The sequence below is a fragment of the Agrococcus beijingensis genome, assembly GCF_030758955.1.
GTDB classification, from domain to species: domain Bacteria; phylum Actinomycetota; class Actinomycetes; order Actinomycetales; family Microbacteriaceae; genus Agrococcus; species Agrococcus beijingensis.
Genome location: NZ_CP132360.1, coordinates 2,123,099 through 2,147,411 on the forward strand (window position 1 = coordinate 2,123,099; position 24,313 = coordinate 2,147,411).

At 71.9% G+C, this 24,313-nt stretch carries 28 protein-coding genes; 15 read left to right on the plus strand and 13 right to left on the minus strand.

Going from position 1 to position 24,313, the window contains the following annotated elements:
* The first annotated feature begins 500 nt into the window (after positions 1-500).
* Positions 501-1,142, plus strand: coding sequence for a hypothetical protein (locus Q9250_RS10335; RefSeq protein WP_306231825.1), 642 nt, complete (start codon positions 501-503; stop codon positions 1,140-1,142).
* 31 nt (positions 1,143-1,173) lie between these two features.
* Here Q9250_RS10335 and Q9250_RS10340 read toward each other — a convergent pair whose 3' ends face one another.
* Genes Q9250_RS10340 through Q9250_RS10355 form a run of 4 tightly spaced genes read right to left on the minus strand, consistent with a single transcriptional unit; the run spans position 1,174 to position 3,739 of the window.
* Complete coding sequence (locus Q9250_RS10340) at positions 1,174-2,091, minus strand: asparaginase (RefSeq protein ID WP_306231826.1); 918 nt, start codon at positions 2,089-2,091, stop codon at positions 1,174-1,176.
* 48 nt (positions 2,092-2,139) lie between these two features.
* The gene (locus Q9250_RS10345) at positions 2,140-2,781 is read right to left on the minus strand and encodes a methylated-DNA--[protein]-cysteine S-methyltransferase (RefSeq protein WP_306231827.1); all 642 of its coding nucleotides are present in this window, start codon (positions 2,779-2,781) and stop codon (positions 2,140-2,142) included.
* Positions 2,778-3,239, minus strand: coding sequence for an RNA polymerase sigma factor (locus tag Q9250_RS10350; RefSeq protein WP_306231828.1), 462 nt, complete (start codon positions 3,237-3,239; stop codon positions 2,778-2,780). The genes Q9250_RS10345 and Q9250_RS10350 overlap by 4 nt, the downstream gene beginning before the upstream one ends.
* Complete coding sequence (locus Q9250_RS10355; RefSeq protein WP_306231829.1) at positions 3,236-3,739, minus strand: methylated-DNA--[protein]-cysteine S-methyltransferase; 504 nt, start codon at positions 3,737-3,739, stop codon at positions 3,236-3,238. The genes Q9250_RS10350 and Q9250_RS10355 overlap by 4 nt, the downstream gene beginning before the upstream one ends.
* A 91-nt stretch (positions 3,740-3,830) precedes the next feature.
* Here Q9250_RS10355 and Q9250_RS10360 point away from each other — a divergent pair, with 91 nt between their 5' ends.
* A complete protein-coding gene (locus Q9250_RS10360; RefSeq protein WP_306231830.1) occupies positions 3,831-4,376 on the plus strand; it encodes a histidine phosphatase family protein in 546 nt (181 codons plus the stop codon).
* On the plus strand, positions 4,373-5,731 hold the full coding sequence (locus tag Q9250_RS10365) for an FAD-binding oxidoreductase (protein ID WP_306231831.1): 1,359 nt from the start codon (positions 4,373-4,375) through the stop codon (positions 5,729-5,731). Before Q9250_RS10360 ends, Q9250_RS10365 begins: the two co-directional genes overlap by 4 nt.
* Before the next feature lie 67 nt (positions 5,732-5,798).
* Here the strand turns inward: Q9250_RS10365 and Q9250_RS10370 are convergent, their stop codons facing one another.
* Positions 5,799-6,170, minus strand: a complete 372-nt coding sequence (locus Q9250_RS10370) for an FKBP-type peptidyl-prolyl cis-trans isomerase (RefSeq protein WP_306231832.1) — start codon at positions 6,168-6,170, stop codon at positions 5,799-5,801.
* A gap of 104 nt (positions 6,171-6,274) precedes the next feature.
* Here Q9250_RS10370 and Q9250_RS10375 point away from each other — a divergent pair, with 104 nt between their 5' ends.
* Positions 6,275-6,697 carry an OsmC family peroxiredoxin gene (locus Q9250_RS10375; RefSeq protein WP_306231833.1) on the plus strand — a complete coding sequence of 141 codons (423 nt, stop codon included), beginning with the start codon at positions 6,275-6,277 and terminating at the stop codon, positions 6,695-6,697.
* Between the two features lie 338 nt (positions 6,698-7,035).
* Here the strand turns inward: Q9250_RS10375 and Q9250_RS10380 are convergent, their stop codons facing one another.
* Both Q9250_RS10380 and Q9250_RS10385 read right to left on the minus strand, forming a co-directional pair.
* Entirely contained in the window at positions 7,036-7,527 is a 492-nt protein-coding gene (locus tag Q9250_RS10380) for a hypothetical protein (protein WP_306231834.1), read from the minus strand.
* A 71-nt stretch (positions 7,528-7,598) separates the two neighbouring features.
* Positions 7,599-8,063 (minus strand): hypothetical protein, encoded by a 465-nt coding sequence (locus Q9250_RS10385; protein WP_306231835.1) that lies wholly within the window; start codon positions 8,061-8,063, stop codon positions 7,599-7,601.
* Between the two features lie 599 nt (positions 8,064-8,662).
* On the opposite strand from Q9250_RS10385, the gene pstS reads away from it, so the two are divergent.
* The 4 genes from pstS to pstB all read left to right on the plus strand — a co-directional run bounded on the left by pstS (position 8,663) and on the right by pstB (position 12,685).
* Positions 8,663-9,766, plus strand: coding sequence for a phosphate ABC transporter substrate-binding protein PstS (pstS, locus tag Q9250_RS10390; RefSeq protein ID WP_306231836.1), 1,104 nt, complete (start codon positions 8,663-8,665; stop codon positions 9,764-9,766).
* 110 nt (positions 9,767-9,876) lie between these two features.
* The gene (gene pstC / locus Q9250_RS10395; RefSeq protein WP_306231837.1) at positions 9,877-10,812 is read left to right on the plus strand and encodes a phosphate ABC transporter permease subunit PstC; all 936 of its coding nucleotides are present in this window, start codon (positions 9,877-9,879) and stop codon (positions 10,810-10,812) included.
* A 3-nt stretch (positions 10,813-10,815) separates the two neighbouring features.
* Positions 10,816-11,898 carry a phosphate ABC transporter permease PstA gene (pstA, locus tag Q9250_RS10400; RefSeq protein WP_306231838.1) on the plus strand — a complete coding sequence of 361 codons (1,083 nt, stop codon included), beginning with the start codon at positions 10,816-10,818 and terminating at the stop codon, positions 11,896-11,898.
* Positions 11,899-11,905: 7 nt separating this feature from the next.
* Positions 11,906-12,685: a phosphate ABC transporter ATP-binding protein PstB gene (gene pstB / locus Q9250_RS10405; protein ID WP_306231839.1), complete on the plus strand. Its 780-nt coding sequence runs from the start codon at positions 11,906-11,908 to the stop codon at positions 12,683-12,685.
* Positions 12,686-12,922: 237 nt separating this feature from the next.
* Here pstB and Q9250_RS10410 read toward each other — a convergent pair whose 3' ends face one another.
* From Q9250_RS10410 to Q9250_RS10425, 4 genes are all read right to left on the minus strand, one after another.
* Positions 12,923-13,882, minus strand: a complete 960-nt coding sequence (locus tag Q9250_RS10410; RefSeq protein ID WP_306231840.1) for an NUDIX hydrolase — start codon at positions 13,880-13,882, stop codon at positions 12,923-12,925.
* Positions 13,879-15,984 (minus strand): RNA degradosome polyphosphate kinase, encoded by a 2,106-nt coding sequence (locus Q9250_RS10415; RefSeq protein WP_306233982.1) that lies wholly within the window; start codon positions 15,982-15,984, stop codon positions 13,879-13,881. Before Q9250_RS10415 ends, Q9250_RS10410 begins: the two co-directional genes overlap by 4 nt.
* Before the next feature lie 174 nt (positions 15,985-16,158).
* Entirely contained in the window at positions 16,159-17,040 is an 882-nt protein-coding gene (gene mshD / locus Q9250_RS10420) for a mycothiol synthase (RefSeq protein WP_306231841.1), read from the minus strand.
* On the minus strand, positions 17,040-17,678 hold the full coding sequence (locus Q9250_RS10425) for a winged helix-turn-helix transcriptional regulator (protein WP_306231842.1): 639 nt from the start codon (positions 17,676-17,678) through the stop codon (positions 17,040-17,042). Before Q9250_RS10425 ends, mshD begins: the two co-directional genes overlap by 1 nt.
* Between Q9250_RS10425 and Q9250_RS10430 the strand changes: the two genes are divergently transcribed.
* From Q9250_RS10430 to ygfZ, 4 genes are read left to right on the plus strand one after another with little or no spacing between them, the layout of a single operon-like run.
* Positions 17,610-18,047, plus strand: a complete 438-nt coding sequence (locus tag Q9250_RS10430; RefSeq protein ID WP_306234011.1) for a hypothetical protein — start codon at positions 17,610-17,612, stop codon at positions 18,045-18,047. The two genes, Q9250_RS10425 and Q9250_RS10430, sit on opposite strands and share 69 nt — an antisense overlap.
* Positions 18,048-18,082: 35 nt before the next feature.
* Positions 18,083-18,205 carry a hypothetical protein gene (locus tag Q9250_RS10435; protein WP_306231843.1) on the plus strand — a complete coding sequence of 41 codons (123 nt, stop codon included), beginning with the start codon at positions 18,083-18,085 and terminating at the stop codon, positions 18,203-18,205.
* A gap of 3 nt (positions 18,206-18,208) precedes the next feature.
* Positions 18,209-18,823 carry a heme-binding beta-barrel domain-containing protein gene (locus Q9250_RS10440; RefSeq protein WP_306231844.1) on the plus strand — a complete coding sequence of 205 codons (615 nt, stop codon included), beginning with the start codon at positions 18,209-18,211 and terminating at the stop codon, positions 18,821-18,823.
* Positions 18,823-19,869 carry a CAF17-like 4Fe-4S cluster assembly/insertion protein YgfZ gene (ygfZ, locus tag Q9250_RS10445; RefSeq protein WP_306231845.1) on the plus strand — a complete coding sequence of 349 codons (1,047 nt, stop codon included), beginning with the start codon at positions 18,823-18,825 and terminating at the stop codon, positions 19,867-19,869. Before Q9250_RS10440 ends, ygfZ begins: the two co-directional genes overlap by 1 nt.
* Positions 19,870-19,879: 10 nt before the next feature.
* On the opposite strand, the gene Q9250_RS10450 is transcribed toward ygfZ, so the two are convergent.
* Entirely contained in the window at positions 19,880-20,728 is an 849-nt protein-coding gene (locus Q9250_RS10450; RefSeq protein ID WP_306231846.1) for a class I SAM-dependent methyltransferase, read from the minus strand.
* A gap of 48 nt (positions 20,729-20,776) precedes the next feature.
* Here Q9250_RS10450 and Q9250_RS10455 point away from each other — a divergent pair, with 48 nt between their 5' ends.
* Positions 20,777-21,526, plus strand: coding sequence for a phosphoglyceromutase (locus tag Q9250_RS10455; RefSeq protein ID WP_306231847.1), 750 nt, complete (start codon positions 20,777-20,779; stop codon positions 21,524-21,526).
* 59 nt (positions 21,527-21,585) lie between these two features.
* Here Q9250_RS10455 and phoU read toward each other — a convergent pair whose 3' ends face one another.
* On the minus strand, positions 21,586-22,317 hold the full coding sequence (phoU, locus tag Q9250_RS10460) for a phosphate signaling complex protein PhoU (protein ID WP_306231848.1): 732 nt from the start codon (positions 22,315-22,317) through the stop codon (positions 21,586-21,588).
* A 144-nt stretch (positions 22,318-22,461) separates the two neighbouring features.
* On the opposite strand from phoU, the gene Q9250_RS10465 reads away from it, so the two are divergent.
* Both Q9250_RS10465 and Q9250_RS10470 read left to right on the plus strand, forming a co-directional pair.
* Positions 22,462-23,610 carry a sensor histidine kinase gene (locus Q9250_RS10465; RefSeq protein WP_306231849.1) on the plus strand — a complete coding sequence of 383 codons (1,149 nt, stop codon included), beginning with the start codon at positions 22,462-22,464 and terminating at the stop codon, positions 23,608-23,610.
* Positions 23,607-24,290, plus strand: coding sequence for a response regulator transcription factor (locus Q9250_RS10470; RefSeq protein WP_306231850.1), 684 nt, complete (start codon positions 23,607-23,609; stop codon positions 24,288-24,290). Before Q9250_RS10465 ends, Q9250_RS10470 begins: the two co-directional genes overlap by 4 nt.
* The last annotated feature ends 23 nt before the right edge of the window (positions 24,291-24,313 follow it).

Consider the following 24,313-nt stretch of genomic DNA (forward strand, 5'->3'; position numbering starts at 1 on the left):
GCGCTTCGCGACTCTAGAGTGGAGGCCCTTTCGGGCCTCCTCGTCGCGCCAGCGCCGAGGCCCGTCCCGGGCCGAGGTCCCGCTGCGACTCTAGAGGGGAGGCCCTTTCGGGCCTCCCCGTCGCGCCAGCGCCGAGGCCCGTCCCGGGCCGAGGTCGCTTCGCGACTCTAGAGAGGAGGCCCTTTCGGGCCTCCTCGTCGCGCCAGCGCCGAGGCCCGTCCCGGGCCGAGGTCCCGCTGCGACTCTAGAGGGGAGGCCCTTTCGGGCCTCCCCGTCGCGCCAGCGCCGAGGCCCGTCCCGGGCCGAGGTCGCTTCGCGACTCTAGAGAGGAGGCCCTTTCGGGCCTCCTCGTCGCGCCAGCGCCGAGGCCCGTCCCGGGCCGAGGTCCCGCTGCGACTCCAGGACCAGGGCTGCACGGCGAGAGGCCCCGCGCTCACGTTCGGCTGAAGACCGGCGCAACCGCCTTCCCCGACAGTCCGGCCGACTGCTAGGCAGGGCGCGTGACCATCGACCAGCTCGCGGCCGCCCCGATGTCCATGCGCTCCGATCGCTCCCGGCGGGCTCGCCTGCTGCTCGCGCTGGCGGGTGGTGCGTGGGCGCTGTTCACGCTGCCGCTCACCGCCGCCGAATGGAGCTGGCCGTGGGTCGCGACGGTCAGCCGGCTCGAGCCGTGGCGCGCGCTGATCGGTGCGGTCGACGAGCCCTACGTCGTCTACGGGGCGCTGACCGGCCTCTCGTTCCTGGCGATCGGGCTCGCACTCCTGCCCGATCTGCGTCGCGCAGGCTGGGGCGGTGCGTTGCTGGCCTGGGCGGTCCTGGCGGGCACCATCGTCAGCCCGGTCAGCTACCTGAGCACGCCGCCCGGGTCGCCGCTGCATGCGCTCTGGGGCTCCGAAGGGCCGCTGCTCGTCGTGATCGGCCTGGTCGGCGTGCTTGCGGCCGTCACGGCTCGGGGCTGGCCCCGCGGCGCTCGCATCCTCCTCGGCATGACCCTCGCCGTGCTGGTCGCCGGCATGCTCGCCTTCGGCTACTACCCCCACGGTCCGCTCATCGGCCTGGCGATCGAGGCTGCGGCTCTGATCGCCCTCGCGCCCAGCCACACCTCGTCGCGCCGCATGGCCGAGCCGGCGGATCGGCTCTAGCCAGCGCGTTCAGCGCTTCCTGGCGAAGGCCTCAGACCACGACGCGCAGCATGCCGACCGGCGCATCGGCGCTCCGCTGCACCATGCCCAGCGGCTCCGCGAGCCGCTCGAGCGTGCCAGCCGGGATCGCGCCCGCGCGCTCCAGCATGGCGAGCGCAACGGGTGCGCCAGCGCGCCGCGCCCCGTCGGCAGTCTTCACGATCGCGGTGGTGCCATCGGGGGCGACCATCGCCTGGGTGCCCTCCGCGCCGAACTTGGTGACGCATCCGGTCTCACCGATCACGACCGCGTCGGGCCTGCCTGTCCCGTCGATGAGGGTCGGATGCGCGAGCATGGCCTGTCCGACCGAGCGGTGCGCCCCGGTGCCGTCGGGCGCGAGGCGGCGGAAGGCGCGGGCGAGGCCCACGGGGGTGGTCGGGAACACGAGCGCGCCGCAGCCGTCGTGCGCGACGCCGACGATCGGCTCGCCGGTCGCCTCGACGAGCCCGTCGCGGAGCAGCGCGCCGAGCGGGTGGGCGTCGGCCCAGTAGTCGGCGCCCGCACCCATCGCGCGCGCCGCGGCGGCGAACGCGATGTGCTTGCCGACGCACATGTGCGCGAAGCGTCGCATCGTGCCGTCCGGCGCCTTCATCGGCGGGCAGCGCAGGGCGTCCTCGGCGACGCCGTGCAGCGCGGCCATGTGCTCGGCCGTCGAGAGGTGCTCGGGGTCGCCCCAGTGGCTCGCGCTCGCCAGCGCCGCGTGCGCGGGCTCGAGCTCGATCAGGCCCGCGTCGATGAGCGCTGCGGCGAACAGCGGCTTCAGCGCGCTGCGGGCGAGGAAGGGGCGGTCGACATGGCCGTGGGCCTCGAGCAGGCGGCCGTCGGGGTCGACGAGCACGGCGACGCCGCGGTGCTCGGACTCCGCGAAGCCGTCGCGCTCGATCACGGCGAGGAGCTCGGTGGCAGGCATGGGCATCACGCTACCGGCGCGGTGGCCGGGCCGAGGCCGCGTCGGGGCTCAGCCGCGGCCCGAGCGCGGCTCCTGCTCGATCGTCGGGGCGTGCGCCTCGACGTCGAGCAGCAGGCGCTTCGCTTCGACGCCGCCGGCGTACTGGCCCATGCCGCCGTCGCTGCGCACCACTCGGTGGCAGGGGATGACGATCGGCAGCGGGTTCTTGCGGCACGCGGTGCCGACTGCCCGCACGGCCTTCGGCGAGCCGACGGCGGCCGCCACCTCGGCGTAGCTGCGGGTCTCGCCGTAAGGGATCTCGCGCAGCCGCTCGACCACCTGACGCCCGAAGCCGCGCGCGAGCGTCAGGTCGAGCGAGCCGTGGAAGGCGCGGGCACGCCCGGCGATGAGGTCGTCGAGGGCGTGCGCCGCGTCGTCGAGCACCGCGGGCGCCTCGAGCACGCGCGGGCTGAGCGCCTCGGCGAGCCGTGCGAGCGTCTCGTCGGGTCGGTCGCCGTCGAAGGTGACCGACACGAGCCCGGTCGGCGTCGCCGCGAGCAACAGCCTGCCCAGCGGGGTGTCGAGCGTGCGGTACGCGACGTCGAGCAGTCCGCGCTCCGCGGCACGCGCCACGAGGCGGGCGCGCAGGCCGTCGAGCGGCGGCGCCGGCACCAGCCCTGCCAGGTCGCTCGCGTCCGTCAGGTCGCTCATCGCGCGTCTTCCAGCAGCTCGCGCAAGCGACGCACGCCGTCGGACGAGGCGCGACGCACCGCATCCGCCGACGATCCGAGCACGATGGCCACCTCGGCGAACGGCAGCCCGCCGAGGTGGTGGAGCACGACCGCCTCGCGCTGCCGCGGCGGCAGCGCGGCGAGCGCGCGGGCGAGGTCGAGGTCGCGCCCGACGTCGGTGACGGCGCGCTCGGGCACCTCGCCCACCTCGAGCCGCGAGCGCCGCCGCAGCACGTCGATCGCCTTGCGGTGCGCGATGGTCACCAGCCAGCCCTCGATGCTGGCGTCGTGCGCGAGCCGGGGGTAGGCCTCGAGCGCCGCGAGGAAGGTCTCGCTCCACGCGTCGTCGGCGTCTTGGCTCTCGAGCAGCGCCCGGCACACCCGCCAGACCCGCGCGCCGTGCAGGTCGACGAGCGTCTCGAACGGCGCACGGCTCACGCCACCGAATCTAGCCCGGAGGCGCCGATCGCCGCGCTCATCTCGTGCTCGAGCAGGAACCGCTTGCGGTCGACGCCGCCGGCGTAGCCGGTCAGCGCGCCGGTCGAGCCGACCACCCGGTGGCAGGGCACCACGATCGACAGCGGATTGCGGCTGTTCGCGAGGCCGACGGCGCGCACTGCCGTCGGCTGCCCCAGCTGCGCAGCGATCCAGCCGTACGTGCGGGTCTCGCCGAAGGGGATCGCCCGCAGCTGCGCCCAGACTCGGCGTTGGAACTCGGTGCCGCGCGGGTCGAGCGGCAGGTCGAACGACGTGCGCGCCCCCGCCCAGTACTCGCCGAACTGCTGCACCGCATCCGCGAACGCCGCGTCGTCGCGCTCGCCGAACCCCGCCTCGTCCGGTGCCGGGCGGTGGTCGAGCATGTAGATGCCGGTGAGCCCCTCGTCGCCCCGCACCAGCGTGAGCGGGCCGATCGGGCTGTCGATGATCGTGTGCGTCATGGCCGTATTCCTCTCATACCCTGCCAACGCGCGGGCGGTGCGGAATGTGAGGCTGTGGATGGAGAGCGCTCGCGCGGCCTACGCTCGAGCCATGGAGATCGCGCTCGTACGCCACGGCCAGACCGACTTCAACCGCGACGGCAGGCTGCAGGGCTCGAGCGACATCGAGCTCAACGAGACCGGCATCGCGCAGGCCCACGAGGCCGCTCGCCTGCTCGCCGACGAGTCGTGGGATGCGGTGGTGTCGTCGCCGCTGACGCGCGCGGCCGTCACCGCCGACATCATCGCGGCCACCCTCGACCTGACGGTCGCCGGCCGCCACGCGAGCCTCATCGAGCGCGCGTACGGCGAGGCGGAAGGCCTCACGAAGGAGGAGGCCGTCGCCCGGTTCGGCACCGACTGGCCGGGCGAGGAGGCGTTCGACGACCTGCAGCGGCGGGCCGTCGCAGCGGTCGACGAGGTCGCCGGCCTGCACCCGGTCGAGGGGCTCGTGATCGTCACGCACGGCACGTTCATCCGCGCCTTCGTCGATCACGTCACCGGGCTCGAGACGCGGACACCCGACAACGCCCACTCGGTGCGGTTCGCGGGGCGCCCGGGCGCGTGGCAGCTCGTCGGCGGGCTGGTGCGCAAGTGAGCCTCGAGGCGCTGCGCGCGGCGCTCCCCGCCCACGTGCTCGTGACCGACCCGGCGGCGCTCGAGGTCGCGCGCGCCGACAAGTCGGGCCATCGCTCGCAGGGGCCGCCGCTCGCGATCGTCGCCGCCGAGACGGTCGAGCACGTGCAGCTCGCGATGCACTGGGCGAGCCAGCACGGCGTGCCGGTCGTGCCGCGAGCCGCCGGCACGGGCCTGGCCGGCGGCGCCATCGCCGGCGACGGCGAGCTGGTGATCTCGACCGACGCCATGCGCGAGCTGCGGCACGTCTCGCTCGTCGACCAGTCGTGCGTCGTCGAGCCGGGCATCCGCAACGCCGAGCTCAACGACCTGCTCGCCGCGCACGGCCTCTGGTGGCCGCCCGACCCGGCCAGCCGGGCCATCTCGTCGGTCGGCGGCAACATCGCCACGAACGCCGGTGGCCTGCTCTGCGCGAAGTACGGCGTGACCCGCGAATGGGTGCTGGCGCTCGACGTGGTGCTGGCCGACGGCAGCCTCATCTCGACCGGCCACCGCACCGTGAAGGGCGTCACCGGCCTCGACCTCACGGCGCTCATGATCGGCTCCGAGGGCACCCTCGGCATCATCGTCGGCGCGACGCTGAAGCTGCGCCCGCTCGTCGAGGGCGGCATCTGGACGGTCGGCGCCTTCTTCGACGACGAGGCCCTCGCGGCCGCCGCGTGCACGGCCGTGACGGCCGCACGCATCCGCCCCGCGATCATGGAGCTCGTGGGGCGCGACGCGGTCTCGATGCTCGCCGCGTACACCGGCCAGCCCATGGAGGGCGCGTTCGTGCTCGTGCAGACCGACGACCTGGGCGCCGAGGCGTCGTCGGAGCTGGTCGCGCAGATCCTCGCCGCGCACGGCGGCCGCGTCGAGCGCACCGACGACATGACGCGGTCGGATGCCCTGGTGCAGGTGCGCAGGCAGGTGCACTTCGCGCTCGAGTCGTTCGGGACGGTGCTGGTGGAGGACGTCTCGGTGCCGCGCTCGCGCCTGGCCGACATGTTCCGCGCCTGCGACGAGGCGGCGGCGCGCCATGGCGTTCGGTTGGCGACCACCGCGCATGCGGGCGACGGCAACCTCCACCCGACGTTCGTGTTCGACGGCACGGAGTCGGCCGATGGTGGGCCGTCGGAGGCGATCTGGGCGTGCGCGAACGAGGTGTTCGAGGCCGCGATCGCGATGGGCGGCACGCTCACGGGCGAGCACGGCGTCGGCATCCTGAAGCGCCGCTGGCTCGTCGACGAACTCGGCGAGCGGCAGCTGATGCTGCAGCGCGCGGTGAAGTCCGCATTCGACCCCGACGGCATCCTGAACCCCGGCAAGGCGATCTGACGCCCGATGCAACGAAAAGAGGAGGCCCTTTCGGGCCTCCTCTGGTGAACCGGCTGGACGCGTGCAGCTACTTGACGGCGATCAGGTCACACACGAAGATCAGCGTCTCGTTCGGGCCGATCACGCCGCCGGCGCCGCGCTCGCCGTAGGCCAGGTGCGGCGGGATCACGAGCTTGCGGCGTCCACCGACGCGCATGCCCTCGATGCCCTGCTCCCAGCCCTTGATGACCATGCCGACGCCGAGCGGGAACTCGAGCGGTGCGCCACGGCCGTACGAGGCGTCGAACTCCTCGCCGCCGGAATGGGTCACGCCGACGTAGTGGACGCTGACCTGCTTGCCGGCCACCGCCTCCTCTCCGTCACCGATCGTGATGTCGGTGATCTCGAGCTCGGTGGGTGCGGGCCCCTCGGGGGCGTCGATCTCAGGCTTCTCAGTCATGCCTCCATCCAAGCACTCTGTCGATGGTCGGATGCGGTGCGTAGCCTGGGCTGGTCCGGCCACCGTCGGTCGGACCGCGATATCGCACGACCGAGGAGCACCCGATGGCCATCACTTCGAACGCAAGCACCGCCTGGACCGGACCCCTGAGCACGGGTTCGGGCACGACCACGCTGGGCACTGGATCCACCTTCGACGTCAACTGGAAGGCGCGCGCGGAGGAGGGCGGCGCGACCACGCCCGAGGAGTTCCTCGCCGCCGCCCACGCCTCATGCTTCGCGATGGCGTTCTCGCACGCGCTCGACCAGGCCGGGCACGCTCCCGACTCGCTCGAGACGAGCGCCAAGGTCACGTTCGAGGCAGGCAAGGGCGTCACGACCAGCGTGCTCTCGGTCACCGGCTCGGTGCCCGGCATCGACCAGCAGCAGTTCGAGCAGATCGCCCAGCAGGCGAAGGCCGAGTGCCCCATCTCGCAGGCTCTGGCGGGCGTCGACATCCAGCTCGAGAGCGCGACGCTGAACGCCTGAAATCGCCTCTCGCGAAGATTGCGGTGATGCTCTACATTCGGCAGTAGCACGAAGCCTGGTCGAGTCACGACGACAGCATGAGCAGGTCCCACCCCACCCATATCGAACGAGGAGCGCCCATGCGTTTCAAGCAGCTTCCCACCCACCTCATGACGACGCTCCGCGGTGATGACGACTTCATCATCATGGGCGACGACGACGACTTCATCATCATGGGCGGTGGCAGCCTCTAAGCTGCTCCGCCCGCTCGCGGCCGCGTGCTGATCCTCGGATCGGCCCGCGGCCGCGGTGCGTCGGGGCCGGGTTGCGCTGCCGTCGTCACCGGATCGCGCGCAGCCTCAGGCGCCGCGACCTGCCTGTGGGCGGACGCAGGCGCACCCTGGCTGTCCGAGCTCGGCACGGCGCGCGTCATAGGTCGCCAGCACCCGCTGGCGCACGCCGGCGACATCGAGGAACCACCAGGGGAGCCCCAGCGCTGCGGCGATGCGCTTGAGCGGCGAGCCGATGATCGTGCCGATGAACGCGAGGCCGACGACGATCTGCACGGCGATCCAGCCCGCATCGGTCTCGCCTGCGGCGATGCGACCGATCGCCGGGATCGCAACGAGCACGAAGACGCCGGCGTTCACGGGCCGCTCCCAGCGCGGACGCCAGATCGCCTCGAACGCCGCATGCTCGGCGATCGCCAGGTGCGCGGTGTGCGCGGCGATCCGGTGCGCCTGCTCATGGTCAGCGCCCTCGTCGGCGGCGAGCCGTCCGATGCGCGCTGCCCGCTCGGCGAAGCCCTCGAGCAGCTCGACAAGCGCCTGGCTGGCGTTCTGGCGGTCCATGCTTCCTCGTTCCGGTGCGTTGCTCCATCCATGGTGCAACATCCGCTGGCATGCAGACGACCGCGATGGGCTCAATACCCGCAGAGCGCCAGCTCGGCCTCCTCGGCGATGATGCGGTACTCCTCGGTCGACCAGCCGTATCGCTCGGCCATCTCGCCGTGCTCACCTTCGTCGCCCTCCCGGCTCTCGTCGACGTAGAGACGGTCGCACCACTCGTACCCGACGCCGACGACGAGGTGCCGGAACTGGTCGAGCGACTCGCCCTCGGCTGGCGGCACCTGCGAGCCTGCGGCGCGCAGCTCTTCGGCGACCTCCTCCGCGAAGTCGAGCTGCCACTGGCGGTTGTCCTCCTGCCACTGCTCTTCCTCGGCCGCGTCGAACTCGTAGTCCTGGTCGTATGCCGGGGCGAGGAAGGGGTCGTTGACGGGGCTGGACCCGGCGGAGTACCCGAATCCTGTGCCGGGAGGCATGATCATGCAGCCGGTGAGAGCGAAGGCCGCGGCGGCGAGGGTGAGCGAGGCGAGGGTGCGGCGCATGGGCGGCCTTTCGTGCAGGCGGGCTCGGGCGGCCGCGCTGATGCTCGTCGCTCCGTCGGGAGTATCGCACGGCAGGCGTCCGTTGCACCATGCAAAGCGGGCTCGGTTGTTGTGCGCGTTGGCGGTGGAGCGAGCGGCGTCCGGAGAGACCGAGAAGGCCACCTGCTCTCGCAAGTGGCCTTCACTACTGTCTCAACACAGTGCGCGCCCGGAGGTGTCTCATGCGCCCCATTTCGCGAGCACCTTAGGTGAGTCTTGTCGTCCGCCTGCATGTCGCACGCGGATTGGCTACCCTGGACGAGCCGGGCCGCGGAACCCCGGGCGCCAATATTCGCCGCTGCGTGCGGCCATCCGCCGAGAGGCGTTCGCGGCCCGGCACTCTTCCTGCTGGCGCGCGCGTGCGCGCTCAGCGAGTATCGTTCCGACCCGGAATCTCTGCGCATTCTGCGCGTTCTTGGTCGCTCGTCCGTGTTCACCCTCTGTTCACCTGCGGGGTGGCTTCGCGCCACCCGCGGTGCCTACCGTTGACGGTGGCGTGCGAACGCGCGTCGACCAGGGCGCCATAGGCCCCTGCACCATTCATTCCGAAAGGGAACACCGTGAAGTTCACGAAGCTCGGCCGCACTGCGGTCGTCGCTGCAGCGGGCGCACTCCTGCTCAGCTCCTGCGCTGCCAACGAGCCCGCCCCCAACGCGGCACCCGAGTCCGAGGGCCCCGCCTCGACCCTCTCCGGTGACCTCGCCGGTGCCGGCGCCTCGTCGATGGGCGCAGCCCAGGAGGCCTGGATCGCCGGCTTCCAGACGGAGAACCCCGACGTCAACGTGACCTACGACCCCGCCGGCTCCGGCGCGGGCCGAGAGCAGTTCATCGCGGGCGGCGTCGCGTTCGCCGGCTCGGACTCGGCACTGAAGGACGAGGAGCTCGCGGGCGAGTTCGCCGCGTGCGTCGCCGACACCCTGCCGGTCGACCTGCCGGTCTACATCTCGCCGATCGCCGTCATCTTCAACGTCGAGGGCGTCGACTCGCTCAACCTCGACTCGGCGACCATCGCGAAGATCTTCTCGGGCCAGATCACCAACTGGAACGACGAGGCCATCGTCTCGCAGAACCCCGACGCGACGCTGCCCGACGCGACCATCACCGCCGTGCACCGCTCGGACGACTCGGGCACCACCGAGAACTTCACCGAGTACCTGGCCGCCACCGCGGAGACCGACTGGACCGAGGGCGTCTTCGAGACGTGGCCCGCCTCCTACGGCGGCGAGGGCGCGCAGGGCACCTCCGGTGTCGTTGACGCCGTCACCAACGGCGTCAACACCATCGGCTACGCCGACGCCTCGCGCGCCGGCGACCTGGGCACCGTCGCGCTGAAGGTCGGCGAGGAGTACGTGCCGTTCACGGCCGAGGCCGCCGCCGCCGCCGTCGACGCGTCGCCGCGCGTCGAGGGCCGCCACGAGGGCGACCTCGCCGTCGAGCTCGACCGCACGACCACCGAGGCGGGCGTCTACCCGCTCGTGCTCATCTCGTACGCGATCGCCTGCACCGAGTACCAGGACGCCGCAGCCGGCGAGCTGGTCAAGGCCTACCTGACCTACGTCGCCTCCGAGGAGGGCCAGGCCGCCGGCCAGGAGAACGCGGGTAACGCACCGATCTCCGACGACCTCCGCGAGGAGATCAACGCCGTCCTCGAGACGATCAAGTAGTCATACTGTTCTGAGCACCCCCGCAGCCTGACGGCTGCGAACGTCCGGCCGGGGCCCCACCGCCCCGGCCGGACGCTTTCCGGTCCTTGTCCGACATCGCTGGGAGCCCGATGACCACCGCAGCACCGCCCGCCGTTTCGCGAGCCGCGGCGCCGAACCGACCGGCAGACGTCGTCTTCAAGGCGATCTCGACGATCGCCGGCGTCCTCATCCTCGTCGCCCTCGCCGGTGTCGCCATCTTCCTGGTCGCGCAGGCCGTGCCCGCGATCATCGGCCCGCTGCCGGAGGACGACAGCTTCTGGGCGTGGGTCTGGCCGCTCACCTTCGGCACCCTCTGGTCGGCGTTCCTCGCGATGATCATGGCCGTGCCGGTCGCGATCGCCATCGCGCTGTTCATCACCCACTTCGCGCCCCGCCGGCTCGCCGCCGTCCTGGGCTCCGCGATCGACCTGCTCGCGGCCGTCCCCTCGGTCATCTACGGCCTGTGGGGCATCACGGTGCTCGCCCCGTTCATGCAGCCCGCCTACACGTGGCTCGCAGACAACCTCGGCTGGATCCCGCTCTTCACGCCGCCCGCATCGGGCACCGGCCGCACCATCCTCACCGCCTCGATCGTGCTCGCCGTGATGGTGCTGCCGATCATCACCGCGCTGACGCGCGAGATCTTCCTGCAGACGCCGCGCCTCAACGAGGAGGCCTCGCTGGCGCTCGGCGCGACCCGCTGGGAGATGATCACGATGGCGGTGCTGCCGCACGGCCGCTCGGGCATCATCGCCTCGTCGATCCTGGGCCTCGGCCGCGCGCTCGGCGAGACGATGGCGGTCGCCATGGTGCTCGCCTCCGCCGGCGTCGTCTCGTTCGTGCTGGTCGGCTCGCAGAACCCCTCCACCATCGCGGCCAACATCGCGCTGCGCTTCCCCGAGGCGCACGGCATCACGGTCAACATGCTCATCGGCTCCGGCCTCGTGCTCTTCGCGATCACGCTGCTGGTCAACGCCGTGTCGCGCTGGATCATCGCCCGGACCACCGTCGACGGAGGCCGCTAGACCATGACCACCGCAACCGCACCCCGTCGGCAGGCCGAGAACCCGCTGACCGCCGGCCAGCTGCCCGCGTGGAGCCCCTGGGCCCTGCTCGGCGCCGCCGTGCTGGTGGGCGCCGCGATCGCCGCGCTCATCGCCGGCGCCTCGGGCAGCCAGTTCAGCATCGTCACGACCGCCGTCATCGGCTTCATCCTCTACCTGGTCGCGATCACCGTCGTCAGCCAGCTCATCGAGGGCGGCCGCAAGGCCACCGACCGCTTCGTCACCGGCCTCGTGGTCGGCGCGTTCCTGCTGGCGCTCATCCCACTCGTCTCGCTGATCTGGACCGTGCTCGTCAACGGCCTCGCGCGCTTCGACGTGGAGTTCTTCACCTTCACCATGCGCAACGTGGTGGGCGAGGGCGGCGGCGTGCTGCACGCCATCGTCGGCACGCTGCTGGTGACGCTCTGGGCCGCGATCATCTCGGTGCCGGTGGGCATCTTCACCGCCATCTACCTCGTCGAGTACGGCAAGGGCGGCCTGTCGCGGGCGATCACCTTCTTCGTCGACGTCATGACCGGCATCCCCTCGATCGTGGCCGGCCTGTTCGCCTACGCGCTCTTCGCGCTCTTCGCCGGCGAGGGCGTGCGCAGCGGCATCGGCGGCGCCGTCGCCCTCAGCCTGCTGATGATCCCGACCGTCGTGCGCTCGACGGAGGAGATGCTGAAGCTCGTGCCGAACGACCTGCGCGAGGCATCGCTCGCGCTCGGCGTGCCGAAGTGGCTGACGATCGCCAAGGTCGTGCTGCCCACGGCGCTCGCGGGCATCGTCACCGGCATCACGCTCGCCATCGCCCGCGTCATCGGCGAGACGGCACCGCTGCTCATCATCGCCGGCTTCACGACGAACATGAACTACAACGTGTTCGACGGCCGCATGATGACCCTGCCGGTGTTCGCCTACAACCAGTACGTCAGCCCCGGCGTGCAGGAGCAGGCCTACTTCGACCGCGCCTGGACCGCGGCGCTCATCCTCATCCTGATCGTGCTCGTGCTCAACATCGGCGCGCGACTCATCGCCCACTTCTTCGCACCGAAGGCCGGAAGGTAATCCCCCCATGTCCAAGCGCATCGAGATCAACGACCTCGACGTCTACTACGGCGCCTTCAAGGCCGTCGAGGGCGTCTCGCTCGAGATCGAGCCCCGCTCGGTCACGGCCTTCATCGGCCCGTCGGGTTGCGGCAAGTCGACCGTGCTCCGCACCATCAACCGCATGCACGAGGTGATCGCAGGCGCCTACGTCGACGGCGAGATCCTGCTCGACGGCGCCAACCTCTACGGCCCCGGCGTCGACCCGGTGAACGTGCGCCGGCAGATCGGCATGGTCTTCCAGCGCCCGAACCCGTTCCCCACCATGACGATCCGCGAGAACGTGCTGGCGGGCGTGCTGCTCAACAACCGCCGCATGTCGAAGAGCGACCAGGACGACCTGGTCGAGCGGTCGCTCCGCGGCGCCAACCTCTGGAACGAGGTCAAGGACCGCCTGGGCATCCCCGGCTCCGGCCTCTCCGGCGGCCAGCAGCAGCGCCTCTGCATCGCCCGCGCGATCGCCGTCAGCCCCGACGTGCTGCTGATGGATGAGCCCTGCTCCGCCCTCGACCCGATCTCGACGCTCGCGATCGAGGACCTCATCGAGGAGCTCAAGCAGGAGTACACGATCGTGATCGTGACCCACAACATGCAGCAGGCGAGCCGCGTCTCCGACAAGACCGCCTTCTACAACATCGCCGGCACCGGCAAGCCGGGCAAGCTCATCGAGTTCGGCGAGACGACCAAGATCTTCTCGAACCCGACCGTGCAGGCCACGGAGGACTACGTCTCCGGAAGGTTCGGTTGATCTGACGATCGACGAATGCCCCCGCGAGAGCGGGGGCATTCGCGTCTCCCGGTCGCGGAACGCGGATGGATCCGGCATCCGACCCGAAACGCGGACGAATCGTCCGCCTCCGGTGACCGGTCCGCTTCTCGCAACTGGCCAGACCGCGAACGATCCGCTTCTCGCGACTGGCCACACCGCGAACGATCCGCAGCTCGCGACTGGCCACGCCGCGAACGATCCGCCGCTCGCGGCCCGTCAGTCGGCGGGCGGCCCGTGCGTCTCGAGCGCGACCAGGTCGGGGCGCTCGCCGGCGCTCACGTGCAGCACGGTGAACTCGGCCGTGTGGAGCATCGACGCGCGGTGCGTGCGCTCCGACTCCAGCGCATCCGTCGTGTGCACGACCGCGGTGACGATCTCGGGGATGATCGGCGCGTGCGAGCACAGCACGGTGCCGCGGCGCTTGCGCACCGCCTTGCCGATGCGCCGGCCGAGGGCCTCCCGCGGGTCGACCGTCGACTCCTGGCTGATGTCGGAGCGAGGCTTGACGGCCAAGCCCGTCAGCGCCGCGAGCGGCGCGACGGTCTGCACGCAGCGCACGGCGTCGGAGGTGAACAGGCGCGTCGGCCCGAACGCCGCGATGCCGCCCGCGATCGACGCCGACTGGCGCTCGCCGCGCTCGGTGAGCGGCCGATCCGCATCCGACCCCTCCCACGAGAACGCGCTCGCGGCCTTGCCGTGCCGCAGCGCGACGATCGGGAACGTGTGCTCGTGCCCGCGCGAGAGGCGCTCCTCGAAGCGCTCGATGATGGTGACGTCGTGCGTGTAGGTGCAGGCGGCCTTCGCCTCGGCGAAGGGCATCCAGTGCAGCGCGTGGATCTCGCCGTTCGCCTCGAAGGGCGCCCGCGCCACCTCGTCGGAGTCGACGAACGCCTGCCAGTAGTAGACGACCTTGTCGCGGTCGTCGGGCAGCCGGTACTCGCTCGTGCCCAGCGGCGCGCCGAGCGAGACGCGCAGCCCGGTCTCCTCCTCGATCTCGCGCGCCGCGCACTCGGGCAGCGTCTCGCCCGGGTCGAGCTTGCCCTTCGGCAGCGAGAGGTCGCGGTGCTGGGTGCGCTCGACGAGCAGCAGCTCGCGGCCGCCGTCGGTGTCGCGCCAGACGAGCGCGCCGGCGGCGAGCACCGGGGTTCCGGGCGTCACCGGGCTTTCGGGCGTCATCGGCCCGAGCGCTTCCGGCGCTGGATCTGGATCATCCGGTCGCGATGCAGGTCGTCGAGCGGCGTGCCGTCGTCGTCGTAGGCGCTGCGGGTCCAGGTGCCATCGGCGTTCGCCGTCCACGCGGCCGTCCTCGGCGACATCGCCTTGTCGAAGTGCTGCTGGATGTCGCGCTTGTGCTCCGACGAGGTCAGCTCGATGAGCGTCTCGACGCGGCGGTCGAGGTTGCGGTGCATCATGTCGGCCGAGCCGATGAACACCTCCTCGTCGCCGTCGTTCCAGAACGCGAAGACCCGCGAGTGCTCGAGGTAGCGGCCGGCGATCGAGCGGATCGTGATGTTGTCGCTCAGCCCCGGCACGCCGGGCTTGATCGAGCAGATGCCGCGCACCCACATCTCGACCTGCACGCCCGCCCGGCTGGCCCGGTAGAGCGAGTCGATGATCTGCTCGTCGACGATCGAGTTGACCTTGATGCGGATGCGTGCGGTGCGGCCCTGGCGCGCCGCCTCGGTCTCGCGCTCGAAGCGGTCGAGCAGCCCGCGCCGCAGGTGCCGGGGTGCGACGAGCAGCCGCTGGAACGACTTCTCCTTGGCGTAGCCGGAGAGCTCGTTGAACAGGCGGGTGATGTCGCGGCCGACCTGGTCGTTGTCGGTGAAGAGGCCGAAGTCCTCGTAGATGCGGCTGGTCTTCGGGTTGTAGTTGCCGGTGCCGACGTGGCAGTAGTGCCGCAGCCGGCCGTTCTCGCGCCGCACGATCATCATCAGCTTGCAGTGCGTCTTGAGCCCGACGATGCCGTAGACGACGTGCACGCCCGCGCGCTCGAGCTGCCGCGCCCAGCGGATGTTCGCCTGCTCGTCGAAGCGCGCCTTCACCTCGACGAGCGCGAGCACCTGCTTGCCCTGCGCGGCGGCGCGGATCAGCGCAGCGACGACGGGGGAGTCGCCGGAGGTGCGGTAGAGCGTCTGCTTGATGGCGAGCACGTCGGGGTCGTCGGCCGCCTGCTCGAGCAGCGCCTGCACGCTGGTCGCGAACGACTCGTAGGGGTGGTGGACCAGCACGTCCTTGCGGGTGATGGCGGCGAAGAGGTCGGGCCGCTCGTCCTGGTCGGTGGGCAGGAACGCCGCCGGGGTGACGGGCACCCGCTTCGTGTAGTGCAGGTCGGGCCGGCCGATCGCCGAGAGCTGGAACAGGCCCGTCAGGTCGAGCAGGCCGGGCAGCCGGTAGACCTCGGCGTCGGTGATGTCGAGCTCGTCGACGAGCAGCTCGAGGGTGTCGTCGTCGATGTCCTCGGCGACCTCGAGGCGGATGGGCGGCCCGAACTTGCGTCGCGAGAGCTCGTGCTCGAGCGCCTTGATGAGGTTCTCGGTGTCGTCCTCGTCGATCGTGACGTCTTCGTTGCGGGTGACGCGGAAGACGTGGTGGTCGAGCACCTCCATGCCGGCGAACACCTCGTCGAGGTTGTTGGCGATGAGCTCCTCGAGGGTGAGGAACCGATGCGAGTGCCCGTCGCGCGGCAGCTCGATGAAGCGCGGCAGCACGGCAGGCACCTTGAGGCGCGCGAACTGCGAGTCCTCCACCTCGTCGGGCACGCGCACGCGCACGGCGAGGTTGAGCGAGAGGCCGGAGATGTAGGGGAACGGATGCGCGGGGTCGACCGCGAGGGGCATGAGGACGGGGAAGATCTCGGCCTCGAAGCGCGCCGACATGGCCGCGCGCTCGCCGTCGGTCAGGTCTCCCCAGGTGACGACCCGGATGCCGGCGTCCTCGAGCCCGACCTGCAGGCCGTCGCGGGCGGCGCGCGCGTGGCGCTGCTGCAGGTCGTGGGCGCGCTGCACCAGCAGGTCGAGCAGCTCCTGCGGTGCGAAGCCGACGTTGGTGGGCACGGCGAGGCCGGTCGCGATGCGCCGCTTGAGGCCGGCGACGCGCACCATGAAGAACTCGTCGAGGTTCGAGGCGAAGATCGCCAGGAAGTTGGCCCGCTCGAGCAGCGGCACGCGGGGGTCCTCGCCCATCTCGAGGATCCGCTCGTTGAACGCGAGCCACGAGAGCTCCCGATCGAGGAACCGGTCGGCGGGCAGCCCGTCGTCGGTGGGCGTGCCCTGCATCTCGGCAGACCACTTCGACTCGAGGTCGTCGTCGTCGAAGTCGGCCTCGTTGGCGTCGTGGAAGCTGCGGGCCTCCTCGAGGGTGCGCGAGCCGCGCTCGAGGCGCGGCTCCTCGCCGATCGGACCGGGGGTCGGACCGGGGATCGCTGTGGCGTCGCTCATGCGCTCATCCTCTCAACCCGAGATGGACGGCGCATGCCTCCATCGCACATCGATGGCCCACTGCGCGAAGCCCGCGCGCTCGTAGAGCGCGAGCGCCGGCGCGTTGTCGCCCTCGACGTAGAGGTGCGCGGTGGTCGCGCCCGACGCGCGCATCCGCACGAAGGCCGCCTCGAGCATCCGCCGACCGATGCCGGCGCCCTGCCGCGCGGGCGAGACGCCCAGCACGTAGAGCTCGGCGACGGCGCCGCCTGAGTCTGCGTCGGGCTTCACCCAGGCGAATCCGTCGAGCCCGCCGTCGCCCGGCAGCACCACCAGGTTGGCGGGGTCGTGCCACGGCTCGGCCATGCGCGCGGCGAGGTCGGCGGCCGACATGCGGCCCTGCTCGGGGTGGTCGGCGAACGCGGCGGCGTTCAGGGCGAGCAGGGCGGATGCGTCGTCGGGCTCGAACGCGCGCACCCCGTCGGGCAGGCGGTCGCCTCGGGGTGCAGCTGGCACGGGCTCGGCTGGCAGGGGCGCCGCTGGCACGGGCGCGGCCGGCACCGGCATCCGCAGCTGCAGCAGCGTGCGCACCTGCGAGGCGCCCAGCCGTCGCGCGATGGCGCGGGCCGCCGGATGGTCGCCGTGCGCCCACGCCTCGAAGTCGCCCAGCTCGTCGGCGACCCGGGCGGCGAGCGCCGTGCCGAGGCCGCGCCTGCGGTGCTCGGGGTGCACGGCCAGCTCGACCTCGTGCTCGCCGTCGCTGACGACCGCCAGCGCGGTCGCGTCGCCGATCGCTCGGCGCTCGCCTCGGCGCAGCTCGATGAGCGCCTGGTCGTTGAAGGGCCGCGCGCCGTCGGCGGCGAGGCAGGCCGCGCCGATCCGCTCGGCGAGCTCGACCGCCATCGCCGTGCGCATCAGGAGTCCGCCAGCTCGAACCGGTAGCCGACGCCCCGCACCGTGCCGATGACGGTCTCGAGGTCGCCGAGCTTCGCGCGCAGGCGCCGCACGTGCACGTCGACCGTGCGGGTGCCGCCGAAGTAGTCGTAGCCCCAGACCTCGCTCAGCAGCTGCTCGCGGGTGAAGACGCGGGCGGGGTGCGAGGCGAGGAACCGCAGCAGCTCGAACTCCTTGTAGGTGAGGTCGATCGGGCGGCCGTCGACCTTCGCCTGGTAGCTGGTCTCATCGATGCTGAGGCCGCTGGCGACGATCGGCCCGCTGCGGCGGCTGCGGGTGATGGCGAGGCGGATGCGTGCCTCGAGCTCTGCAGGACCGGCGGAGTCGAGCACGATGTCGCTCGCGCCCCACTCGGCGGTGATGGCGGCGAAGCCTCCCTCGGTGAGCCCCAGCAGCACCGGCACGTCGCCTTCGAGCAGCCGGCAGAGCGCCTTGGCCGCGGCCAGCTCGGTCGCCCCGTCGACCACGAAGACGTCGGCCTCGGGGGCGTGCGCGACGGCTTCCGCTGTGCCGGGGAGGATGGTCACGCGGTGCTCGAGCAGCTCGAGACCGGGCAGCACTCCTCGATCACGGCGGGTGAAGATCACGACGTGCGCCATCCAGCCTCCTGCCGCGCCAATCCTAGGGGAAGTCAGACCGGGCTCCGAGCCGTGCCCGGCCGGGTGTGCGGCGGTGACGGCGCCGACGATGTGCGCCATGATGGGCGGGTGTCGTGGCGATGGGGAAGCGTGTGGCCGGTCTGGCTGCTGGCCGCCATCGGCGCGGTCGTCGTCGGCGTGCTGCAGCCGAGCGAGGGCATCGTGTGGATGCCGATCCTGCTCGGCATGTGCACCCTGGTGGCCTTCGGCATCCAGCTGGGCGGGCCGACCGAGCCCGGCCTCGTCGACCGGTTGGCGGCGGCGGTGTTCGGGTCGGTGGTGGTGCTGGCGGTGGCGAGCGCGATCATTGTGCCGTTGACCGCGCTGTAGCCGACGCCCCCGACGGCTGGCGATAGGATCGAGCCATGGATGCCATCCCCGTCATCGCCCTCGAGATCTTCTTCCTCGGCCTGCTCGGACTCGCCATGGTCGCGATCCTGGGCGTCTCGTTCGTCGTGGTCCGCAACCTCTTCAAGGGCCAGCGCTAGCCGGTGCTCGAGCTCGACCCGACGCTGCCCGCCGAGCTGGGCCCGCTGCAGTGGCTCATCGGCGACTGGGAGGGCACCGGTGTGCTCTCCTTCCCCGTCGGCGAGCGCACCGTCGAGCACGAGTTCGGCCAGCGGGTCTCGTTCGCCCACCACGGCCACCCCTACCTCTCGTACGAGGCCTACGCGTGGCTGCTCGACGACGAGCTGACGCCGCTCGCCGCCGAGACGGGCTTCTGGCGCCTGGCGCGCGAGTCGCACGAGGCCGACGCCGGCCCCGGCATGCTGCCGCCTGAGGGCGAGCCCGCCTACGGCACCGTCGACGCGGTCGAGGCCCTCCGCCGCCCCGACGGCGCCTTCGACCTGCAGGCGCTCATCGCGCACCCCGCGGGCGTCGCCGAGCTCTACCTGGGCACGATCGCCGGCCCGCGCATCGATCTCGCGACCGACGCGGTGCTGCGAGGTGCGGGCGCGAAGGAGCACACCGCATCCACTCGCATGCTCGGGCTCGTCGACGACCACCTGCTGTGGGCGTGGGATCTCGCCGCGCTCGGCCGCGGCCTCGAGAGCCACGCCTCGGCGCGGCTCGCCCGGCAGACGCCCAAGGGGCCGGAGTCCTGATGAACACGTTGCAGATCGAGGGCGCCGTGCTCGACGAGGCCACCGGCCTGCCGCTGCACGTCGGCAACCCGATCGCCGAGCAGCGCCGCCTGCGGCAGGGCGCGCTCGTGCTGCTGCCGCGCGACGTGCTGCTGCTCACCGGCCCCGACACGCTGCCCTGGCTCGACTCGATCACCAGCCAGGCGCTCGAGCAGCTCGCCGACGGCGCGTCGACCGAGTCGCTGGTGCTCTCGCCGGAGGGCCGCATCGAGCACGCGATGCGCCTGCACCGCGCGGGCGAGCAGCTCTGGATCGTCGTCGACGCCGGCACGGGCGACGCGCTCGAGGCGTGGTTGACGCGGATGCGCTTCTACAAGGAGGTCGAGATCGCTCGACCCGAGGTGGTCGTCGTGGGCACCGCCGGTGAGCCCGCCGCTCCGCTGGCGTGGATCGACGGCTGGCCCGACGTCGCGCCCGGCGGCGTGCGCTACGGCCAGCCGACGGGGGAGCCGTGGCGCTGGTCGGAGGCGATCCTGATGCCGGCCGAGGCCGAGGCGCTCGACGCGGCCCGCTTCGTCGGCACGATGGCCGCCGAGGCTCTGCGCATCGCCGCTGGGCGCCCCTCGATCGCCGAGGTCGACGACCGCTCGATCCCGCACGAGCTCGACTGGCTGACGACCGCGGTGCACCTGGCCAAGGGCTGCTACCGCGGGCAGGAGACGGTCGCGAAGGTGCACAACCTGGGCGCGCCGCCGCGCCGCGTGGTGCTGCTGCACCTCGACGGCTCGCAGAACCTGCCCGTCGCCCCGGGCGACGCGGTGCTCGCCGGCGAGGCCGAGGTGGGCGCCGTCACGTCATCGGCGATGCACGACGAGCTGGGCCCGATCGCACTGGCGGTCGTCAAGCGCGGCACGCCCGCCGACGTCGACCTGACGGTGCGCTCGGCCGAGGGTCCGCTCGTCGCCGCCGGGCAGCAGGTGCTGGTGCCGCCGAGCGCGGGCCACGCCCACCGGCCGCCGCGGCTGCCGCGGCTGGGCGCCGTGCAGCGCCCCGCACCGCCCGCCTGACCGTCCCGCGCTACGCCGGGTGCGCGCCCGGCGCCACCGCGGCCCACGCGACGGTCAGCTCGCCCAGCCGCCACCGCGCGGGGCCGTCAGCGACCGGCCAGCCGGCCGCACGCATCCGCCCCACCGTCGCCACCCAGCGCTGCACCGCGCCGAAGCCGGCCAGCGGCGCCTCGATCGCCCAGGCCCGGTCGAGCTCGGCGAGCAGCGCGTGCACGCGCTCGCCCGCGACGTTGCGGTGGATGAGCGCCTTCGGCAGCCGTTCGGCGACGACCGAGGGGGCCTCCATCGGGCCGGAGCCGAGCTCGTCGACCTTCAGCGCGATGGTGAGCGAGCGGGGACCGGCGGCGTCGAGCGCCACCCACGAGCACACCCGCCCGACCTCGTTCGACGTGCCCTCGACGAGCAGCCCGCCCGGCGCGAGGCGGTCGAGCATCGTCGCCCAGTGGCCCGCGACCTCGTGCTCGTCGTACTGCCGCAGCACGTTCATCGCCCGGATCACCTGCGGCGGGCGCGGCGCGGGCACCTCGAAGCCGCCGAGCGCGAACGACACCTTCGCCTCCGCGGCGATCGCCCTGCCGTAGCGCTCGGGCCCGGCCGCTCGGGCGGCGTGCAGCTCGGCGGTGGCGAGCGCGACCCGCTCCGGATCGATCTCGAGGCCCAGCACCTCGACGGTGGGGTTCTGCCGCGCGAGCCGCTCGTGCAGCTCGAGGCTGGTGGTCGCGCTGGCGCCGTAGCCGAGGTCGACGACGAGGGCGCCCGGCACGCGCGCGGCCGGCTGCGCGGCGATCCAGCGGTCGACGCGGCGCAGCCGGTTCACCCCGGTCGTGCCGCGCGTGATGCGCCCCGTCGGCTTGGCCATGCAGCCATTCTCCCGGGTGGGCACGCGGCCGCCGACTAGGCTGGCGGCATGACCGAGCGCACCCTCATCCTGCTCCGCCACGGCCAGTCCACCTGGAACGAGAAGAACCTCTTCACCGGTTGGGTCGACGTCCGTCTGACGCCGAAGGGCGAGGAGGAGGCGAAGCGCGGCGGCGAGCTGCTGCGCGAGCGCGACCTGCTGCCCGACGTGCTCTACACGTCGCTGCTCACGCGGGCGATCCAGACCGCCAACATCGCCCTCGACGCGGCCGACCGCGGCTGGATCCCGGTCGAGCGCTCCTGGCGGCTCAACGAGCGCCACTACGGCGACCTGCAGGGCAAGGACAAGGCGGCGACCCTCGAGCAGTACGGCGAGGAGAAGTTCATGATCTGGCGTCGCTCGTTCGACACGCCGCCGCCGCCCATCGCGGCCGACAACGAGCACTCGCAGGCCGACGACCCGCGTTACGCCGGCATCGACGGCGAGGTGCCCCAGACGGAGTGCCTGAAGGACGTCATCGAGCGCTTCCTGCCCTACTGGGAGTCGACGATCACGAAGGATCTCGACGCAGGCAGGACGGTGCTCGTCACGGCGCACGGCAACTCGCTGCGGGCGCTCGTGAAGCACCTCGACGGCATCTCCGACGACGACATCGCGAGCCTCAACATCCCCACCGGCATCCCGCTCGTCTACAAGCTGGGCGACGACAACATGCCGCTCGGCCCGGGCGAGTACCTCGACCCGGAGGCCGCGGCTGCGGGGGCGGCGGCGGTGGCGGCTCAGGGGCACAAGCAGTAGTCATCCAGCACGCAGAAGAGGGGCCCGCCTGAGCGGGCCCCTCTTCTGCGTGACGCGGCTCAGTCGGAGGTGGTGAGCGGGTGCTGCGGCTCTCCGGACGAGTGCGGCCGCACCGGCTCGGGCGCCATCTCGGCGTGCGCATCCTCGTCGCCGACCCAGTCGCCGGTCGCGAGGTACTTGACCTTCTTGGCGATGCCGACCGCGTGGTCGGCGAAGCGCTCGTGGTAGCGGCTCGCGAGCGTGGCGTCGACGGTGGTGTGCGCGGCGCCCTCCCACTCGGTGCCGAGCACGTGCGCGAACACGTCGCGGTGCAGCTGGTCGACGTGGTTGTCGATCTCCTCGATGCGGTCGCCGATCGCGATGTCCTGCGTCTCGAGCAGGTCGCGGATCATCTTGGCGATCTCGATGTCGCGCGCGCCCATGTCGGCGAACGTCGGCTGCAGCGACTCGGGCACCACGTTCATCGGGAAGCGGTAGCGCGCGAGCAGCGCGATGTGCCGCGCGAGGTCGCCCATGCGCTCGAGCGACGCCGAGATGCGCAGCGCCGAGACGACGATGCGCAGGTCGCGGGCCACCGGCGACTGGCGCGCGATGATGTCGATCGCGAGCTCGTCGAGGGCGGATGCCTTGTCGTCGATGATCGGGTCGGTCGCGATCACCTGCTCGGCGAGCTGCACGTTCGAGTCGCCGAACGCGCGCACCGCGTGCTCGATCGAGACCACCACGTGGTTGGCGATGTCGACGAGGCGCACCTGCACCTCGGCGAGCTCCTGCTGGAATACGTCGCGCATGGCTCCTGCTCCTCGGGTTGCCGATCAGTCTCGTCGTCGAGCACCGACACGGCTCGAATCATCAGTCTTCTGGCCTCAGGTTACCGGCGGGTGACCGGAGACTGAACCGCCGGGGCGATCCGCGCGCCCCACTACGCTGGCAGGGTGGATGCGTCTTGGTACGTGCTCCTCGCGCTCCTGCTCGGATTCGCGATCGGAGCGGCCTCCGTGCACCTGCTCGGCATCGCCGCGCAGCGCGGCAGGCAGGTGATGGCCATCGCCAGCGAACCGGTGCCCGACGGCGTCGCCGCGATGGTCGGGGTGCTCGAGTCTGCGGGCATCGTGCTCGACGGGTCCAACCAGGTGCTGCTCGCCTCGCCCGGCGCCCACAACCTCGACATCGTCGACGGGCGAACGCTGCGCTCGCACGAGATCCTCGACGCGGTGCGGCGCGTCTGGCGCACCGGTGAGACCGAGGTGCTCGACCTGGTGCACCGGCGCGGTCGCATCGGCGCCGGCACCGAGCTGCACCTGCGCGTGCGCATCGCGCCGCTCGGCAACCGCTTCATGCTGGTGCTCGCCGCCGACCGCACCGAGGAGCTGCGCCTGGCCGGCGTGCGCCGCGACTTCGTCGCCAACGTCAGCCACGAGCTGAAGACGCCCATCGGCGCGGTGACCGTGCTCGCCGAGGCGATCGAGGCCGCAGCGGACGATCCCGACCGCGTGCGCTCCTTCGCCCAGCGCATGCAGGTCGAGGCCGACCGGCTCGCCCGCATGACGAAGGGCCTCATCGACCTGTCGCGCATCCAGTCCGACGATCCGCTCGACCGGCCCGAACGGGTGTCGATCGCGGCCGTCGTCGACGTCGCGATCGACCGCAACCGGGTGCTCGCCGATGCGAAGCGGATGCGCATCATGCCCCGGGTGCTCGAGGACGCGGTGGTGCTGGGCTCGGAAGAGCTCATCACCATGGCCGTCCAGAACCTGGTCTCGAACGCCGTGCAGTACTCGCCGGAGGCCACGCACGTGGGCATCGGCGTGCGCGTGGTCGACGGGGTGATCGAGATCGCGGTGACCGACAAGGGCGTCGGCATCGCGGTGGAGGAGCGCGAGCGGATCTTCGAGCGCTTCTACCGCGTCGACCCCGCGCGCAGCCGCGTGACGGGCGGCACCGGCCTCGGCCTCAGTATCGTGAAGCATGTCGCCGTCAGCCACGGCGGCGAGGTCACGCTCTGGTCGCGCCCAGGTCAGGGCTCGACGTTCACCCTGCGACTCCCGGTCGCCCAACAGCCCGCCCGCAAGGAGATCGCATGACGCGCATCCTGATCGTCGAGGACGAGATCGCTCTCGCTGAGCCGCTCGCCTACCTGCTCGAGATCGAGGGATACGAGACGGCGCACGCCGCCGACGGCGACGTCGCGGTCGAGCTGTTCGAGCGGGAGGGCGCCGACCTGATCCTGCTCGACCTGATGCTGCCCGGCCAGAGCGGCACCGAGGTGTGCAAGGCGATCCGCCGCACCTCGAAGGTGCCGATCATCATGGTCACCGCCAAGGACAGCGAGGTCGACACGATCGTGGGCCTCGAGCTGGGCGCCGACGACTACGTGACCAAGCCGTACTCCTCGCGCGAGCTGGTGGCACGCATCCGCGCTGTCCTCCGCCGCCGCGCGGTCGAGGAGGAGGACGACGACGACTCGGTCGTCGAGATCGGCCGCGTGCGGCTCGACGCCGACAGCCACACGGTCACGGTGGCGGGCGAGGAGGTGGCGATGCCGCTGCGCGAGTTCGAGCTGCTGGAGTACCTCATGCGCAACGCCGGCCGCGTGCTCACGCGGGGCCAGCTGATCGACCGGGTGTGGGGCAGCGACTACTTCGGCGACACGAAGACGCTCGACGTGCACATCAAGCGCCTGCGGGCGAAGGTCGAGGAGGATCCCGGCAATCCGACGCGCGTGGTGACGCTGCGCGGGCTGGGGTACCGCTTCGAGCGGTAGCCGTCCGCTCCGACTTGGCGGGC